The sequence below is a fragment of the Pseudomonas sp. HMWF006 genome (assembly GCF_003061205.1).
Lineage (GTDB): Bacteria > Pseudomonadota > Gammaproteobacteria > Pseudomonadales > Pseudomonadaceae > Aquipseudomonas > Aquipseudomonas monsensis.
The window spans coordinates 1-4,824 of sequence record NZ_QAIU01000601.1; the positions used below are offsets into that span (position 1 = coordinate 1).

The 4,824-nt window shown below is 58.3% G+C and carries 5 protein-coding genes and 1 tRNA gene; 4 read left to right on the forward strand and 2 right to left on the reverse strand.

From position 1 onward, the window contains the following. Positions 1–266 precede the first annotated feature (266 nt). Positions 267–343, forward strand: a tRNA-Met gene (locus DBR24_RS27895). Positions 344–411: 68 nt separating this feature from the next. Here DBR24_RS27895 and DBR24_RS27900 read toward each other — a convergent pair. Continuing rightward, entirely contained in the window at positions 412–948 is a 537-nt protein-coding gene (locus tag DBR24_RS27900) for a helix-turn-helix domain-containing protein (protein WP_128616314.1), read from the reverse strand. Positions 949–1,183: 235 nt separating this feature from the next. Between DBR24_RS27900 and DBR24_RS27905 the strand changes: the two genes are divergently transcribed. Beyond that, a complete protein-coding gene (locus DBR24_RS27905; RefSeq protein ID WP_128616315.1) occupies positions 1,184–2,431 on the forward strand; it encodes an S-type pyocin domain-containing protein in 1,248 nt (415 codons plus the stop codon). 7 nt (positions 2,432–2,438) lie between these two features. Beyond that, entirely contained in the window at positions 2,439–2,711 is a 273-nt protein-coding gene (locus tag DBR24_RS27910) for a bacteriocin immunity protein (RefSeq protein ID WP_128616316.1), read from the forward strand. 77 nt (positions 2,712–2,788) lie between these two features. Here the strand turns inward: DBR24_RS27910 and DBR24_RS27915 are convergent, their stop codons facing one another. Then, the gene (locus tag DBR24_RS27915; RefSeq protein ID WP_128616317.1) at positions 2,789–3,901 is read right to left on the reverse strand and encodes a DUF2817 domain-containing protein; all 1,113 of its coding nucleotides are present in this window, start codon (positions 3,899–3,901) and stop codon (positions 2,789–2,791) included. A 263-nt stretch (positions 3,902–4,164) separates the two neighbouring features. On the opposite strand from DBR24_RS27915, the gene DBR24_RS27920 reads away from it, so the two are divergent. Next, on the forward strand, positions 4,165–4,824 hold a 660-nt coding region (locus tag DBR24_RS27920; RefSeq protein WP_177490695.1), incomplete at its 3' end, for a gamma-glutamyltransferase.

Below are 4,824 nucleotides of genomic sequence, written 5' to 3' on the forward strand. Positions count from 1 at the left end.
CGCCGACGAGGTCAGCGCCAATATCCAGCAGGTCGATCAAGCCGCTGTGCGATTGCTCGAAGGTGCGCGGGCGGTGAATCTGGCAGCAGACACCTTGAGTCAAGGCAGCGATGCCTTGAGCGCGAATACCGCAAGATTTCAGCTGCGTTGATGCCCCGCCCGGCCCGGATTTCGCGGGCCGGAGGATAAGCGGTTGAAAATAAGAAGAAATATTTTAAATTTACGCTTGACGCTTTTCCATTTCAGGGGAATAATGCGCGCCACTTGGCTACATAGCTCAGTTGGTTAGAGCATAGCATTCATAATGCTGGGGTCCGGGGTTCAAGTCCCTGTGTAGCCACCAAGTACTAAAAACGGCTTACCGAAAGGTAGGCCGTTTTTTTATGCCTCGAGAAAAGTCTCGGTAATCGGTTACTTCAAAATACCCTTCTGTTCGTCGCTCATTTTGGTCCCTGCCTGTGCGATCAAGGCGTCGAGCATCTGCGCAATGACCTTCTGTTGGACCTTCGAAAGCTCATTGATGGACTGCAGCCGTCGATACCACGTCGAGGTCAAGCTGCGTCTGGGCGTCTCCGTGTACGAGGGAACCCCGAGCAGGTCTTCAACAGGCACGCGCAGCGCAAATGCCATCTTCACCAGCGTCGTGACCGGCATGCTGCGCGTGCCCTCCTCGTAGCCCTGAAAGGTTTGCCGGGAAAGACCTAAAGCCCGTGCAAACCGCGTCTGTGTGATCTCGTGCACTGTGCGTAAGTGAGCAATGCGACTGCCCATCGCCACCAGAAAATCGCGATCCTCATTGGAAACACTCATGACAATGGCCGACTGAAAATAGAGTTGATTGGCAACGGACTCATCCTTTTCATCTGAAATCCATCCTGGAAAAACAACAGAAAATATCCTCAAGTAAAGGCGCGTAAGTTGTCGACCTGAAAAATCTGTAGGAAACATTCAGACGCGCCCTCCATCCAAAGCGAAAGACTACAAGCGCGAAACACCGCTGGTTCATCTGAATCAATCGCCAATCAACAGGCCGAGAGAGCGCCGTAGGAAACAGGTCCGATTCAGGTACGAATTGGATTTTTCGTAAAACCAAGCGCCTGAAACTTACCCCATCGGTTTGCCCGAATCCCCCATTGACCGACAAGCTTCCCTGGCTCGATTCAAAGCCATACAGGGAGTTGGCATGGCTCTATTCAAATCTCTCTTCGATGAAGATTGGCCTTGGGAACGTCCGAGATGGAACGGCTCGTGGGCCGCTTGGAATCCGCCTCCCCCTCCGGAGCCGGTGTACGTCGAAAAGGATGAATGGCCAACGCCCAAGCCCCGCGAAGATCAGGTATTCGCCAAGTCCTGCACTGTGGATAACTGGTGCCGAACGGACGCCGGTACGGCACCCGAACCCGCCAGCAACTTCGGCAAGGTCATGGTCGCCGGCGCCATGCTCTTGCCCTCTGCCAGCACCGCTGTCGCGACAGCGATAGGCGCCGATCTGGCCTTGGGGCGTTTGGCGGGCGGCGGCATTCTGCAACAGCGCCTCAACTGGGCAATTCGCGGCGCCGGTGGGCCGGCCAGCGTGTTCGTCCTCGGGATGCTGCCGACCCGCATGGGTGACGGCACGCTGCATACCGATGAACAACTGCGCCGCATGAGCCGCGCCGCCACTCGTGTGCGCTTCCAGTTTCGGCGTGATGCCGAAGGGGTCATGCAGGTTTACGGCATCCACTCCGGCGCTTCGGGCGATGACTCGGTGCGTACAGTCAAAGTCGAGTGGAACAGCGACAAGACTGCGATGGAGGCCAAGCTCAACGGCATCACGATTTTGTGGACGCCGCAACGCGGGCCACTCGGTTCAATGCCGCCGCTGGTTTATCCAGAACACGGCGAGCAACTGAACACGATCCTTGTTCATCCGATTCCCGAGAACACTGATACCCAGATAGAAGGCCTGCCCGGCGAGGACATTACTGCCGAGGATTGTATTCTGGTGTTCCCGGCGGACACTGGTTTGAAGTCACTGTATGTGGTGTTTTCGAGGCCGGCCAGACTGATGCCGGGTACAGTGACGGGGGTTGGCGAGGATGTTTCGGGGATATGGCTCATCGAAGCAAGCTCTGGGGTAGGAGTTTCAATTCCGACGGACGTGGCAGACTCACTGCGTGGACGCGACTTCAAAAGCTTCGACTCGTTCAGAGCAGCCCTTTGGAAAGCCGTTTCGGAGTCAGCCGTGGTGGATCAGTTCATCAAACAGAACGCTGGCCGTATGCGTAAAGGCAAAGCACCACGTGTGCGCAAAGCCGATAGCGTCGGAGGTAGAAGATCTTACGAACTTCATCACCTCGAAAAAATATCAGAGGGCGGCGGCGTTTACGACGTAGATAATCTGCGAGTGAACACGCCGCGAAACCACATCGATATCCACCGGAACGAATAGGTTAGCCATGACAGACAAGTTATTGAAAAACAGCATTTCGGAGTACACCGAGGCCGAGTTCATCGCGCTGCTGGAAGAACTCGCTAAAGAAGATGAAGAAGCCGAAAGCGATGATCGCGCTGACTTGCTGCTGTTGCACTTCGAGAAAATCAGCGAACACCCAGCTGGGTCGGATCTGATCTATTACCCGAAGCCTGGTGCGGATAGCTCCCCTCAGGGCGTAACGAAAATTGTAAAAGAATGGCGAGCAGCGCAGGGTTTGCCGGGCTTCAAGCAGTAAGTGCTTTTAAATATCTCGAGACCACACCGAACTTGTGGCAAGGGGATAAACCTCCCCACCACAAGGCTATGCCTGATCTACTCAGGCTTCTCTGCCGAAAGGGCTGCCAAACCCTTCACCCAGATCTGCCGCGTGCGCAAACCGACCATTGCGCGCCAATCCGGATCCGCCGGATAAAACTGCTCGAGCAGATTCAACTTGATCCCCCTCCCCGTCGCATCCAGCGGATCACCATGCAAATGCAGCCAATGGTCATCGCGCAGATGCCGATGCACATCCGGCCCCGGATACGTCCCGCACTCGATCACGAACGGCATCAACTGCACGTCCGGTAAAGCATTAAGCAACGCCTGCGAGGTGTACCCGGTAGCCGTCGCTGCGACGCCGGTTTCGCTCAAGGTGTCGGCGCCGGTGTGCAGGGTGTAAAGCCATGGACCGTAGATCGACTGGGCTTGCGCGAGTGCCGGGTACGGCGCCTGGGTGATGGTCAGCAACATCGGATGACCGTACTCACCGGCGCCGGTGTGCAGGTCGAAACACATCACGGTTTCCGCACCCGCCAGATGCGTTTCGATGATTTGGTGCAACGTGCGATTCGACCAGCTCGGCGCGCGGCCGCCGTAGAACAGGCCATCGGGATGGCTGTGCTGACCGCCCTCGACAATCGACATCACCGCTGGCCAGCCGTGTTCTTTGATCTGCGCATCGAGCATGGCATCGGCGCGTTGGCGCTCGGGGCCATTCAAATCGGTGCAGGCGTAGATTTCATGCAGTGCGGCGTAAGCGCGGTTTTCCGGCAACGGCCCGGTGAAATCCAGGTGATTGCGGTTGAGGTCGATGTTGTCTTCGTTGACCCGCCGCAGCCACGCGGTGCCCCACGGGTTGATCAAGTGCACCATGACCACCGCGACATCCTTGGGCAGCGAGCCCGGTACGAAGGCTTTCAACCATTCGATCTGACAATCCGAGCCGTAATAGCCCTCGACCCCGTGCGTGCCGCTGAGCGCTACCAGCCGACGTTTGGCCTGCGGATCGCCGAGCACGGCGACGTCGGTGCTCAGGGGTTCGCCGAATGGCCCGCAACGTGGATGTGCGTAGGAAGTGAGCGTGGCGCCGGCGGCATTGGCGGCGGCGATGAACTGTTCGCGTTGATCGCGGTAGCTGGACTCGGAGGGGAACTCGCTGTGCATATCGGTCTCTTGTTGATCTTGTAATTGTGGGAGCGAGCTTGCTCGCGAAAGCGGTTGTACATTCAACATTTCTGCCGACTGACACTGCGCATTCGCGAGCAAGCTCGCTCCCACAGGTGCTCAGTGCAGCTCAACGGATTTGCGGTTGACCCTAGCGAACATCCGCCCTGAAAAGAAAGACAAAAATGCCCACCGGTTTGCGTCGCGACCGAGCGGTCGATAAAGTCCGTCAGACCTTTCACCCCACGGACGGAGAGCACCACGTGTTTCCAGCCCTGCCCCTGCGCCGCTTTCGCCTGCCTGCCCTGACGCTGATCATCAGCGCCCTGACCCTCACCGCGTGCAACGCCCCGCCCTCCTCGACCTTGCCGCTGGCCCCGGAAGCCGCTTCCGGTTACCGCACCGATCTGCAAACCCGTCACGCCAGCAAACACATGGCCGCTGCCGCCAATCCGCTGGCCGCCGAGGCCGGGCGCGAGATGCTGCGCAAAGGCGGTTCGGCCATCGACGCGGCGATTGCCATGCAAGCGGTGCTGACGCTGGTCGAACCGCAATCCTCAGGGATCGGCGGCGGTGCGATGATCGTGCTGTGGGACGGCAAACAGGTACGCACCTACGACGGTCGCGAAACCGCACCGGCCGGCGCCACCGAGAAGCTGTTCCTGCAGGCCGACGGCAAACCGATGGCGTTCCCGCAGGCGCAGATCGGCGGGCGCTCGGTCGGGACACCGGGTGTGTTGCGCGCGCTGGAAATGGCGCATAAACAACACGGTCGCCTGCCATGGGCCAAGCTGTTTGAACCGGCGATCAAACTGGCCGAGCAAGGCTTTGCGATCTCTCCGCGTTTGCACTCTCTGCTGGAATCAGATCCAGTCATCCGCAAGTCACCTGATATGGCCAAGTACTTCCTTAATGCCGACGGC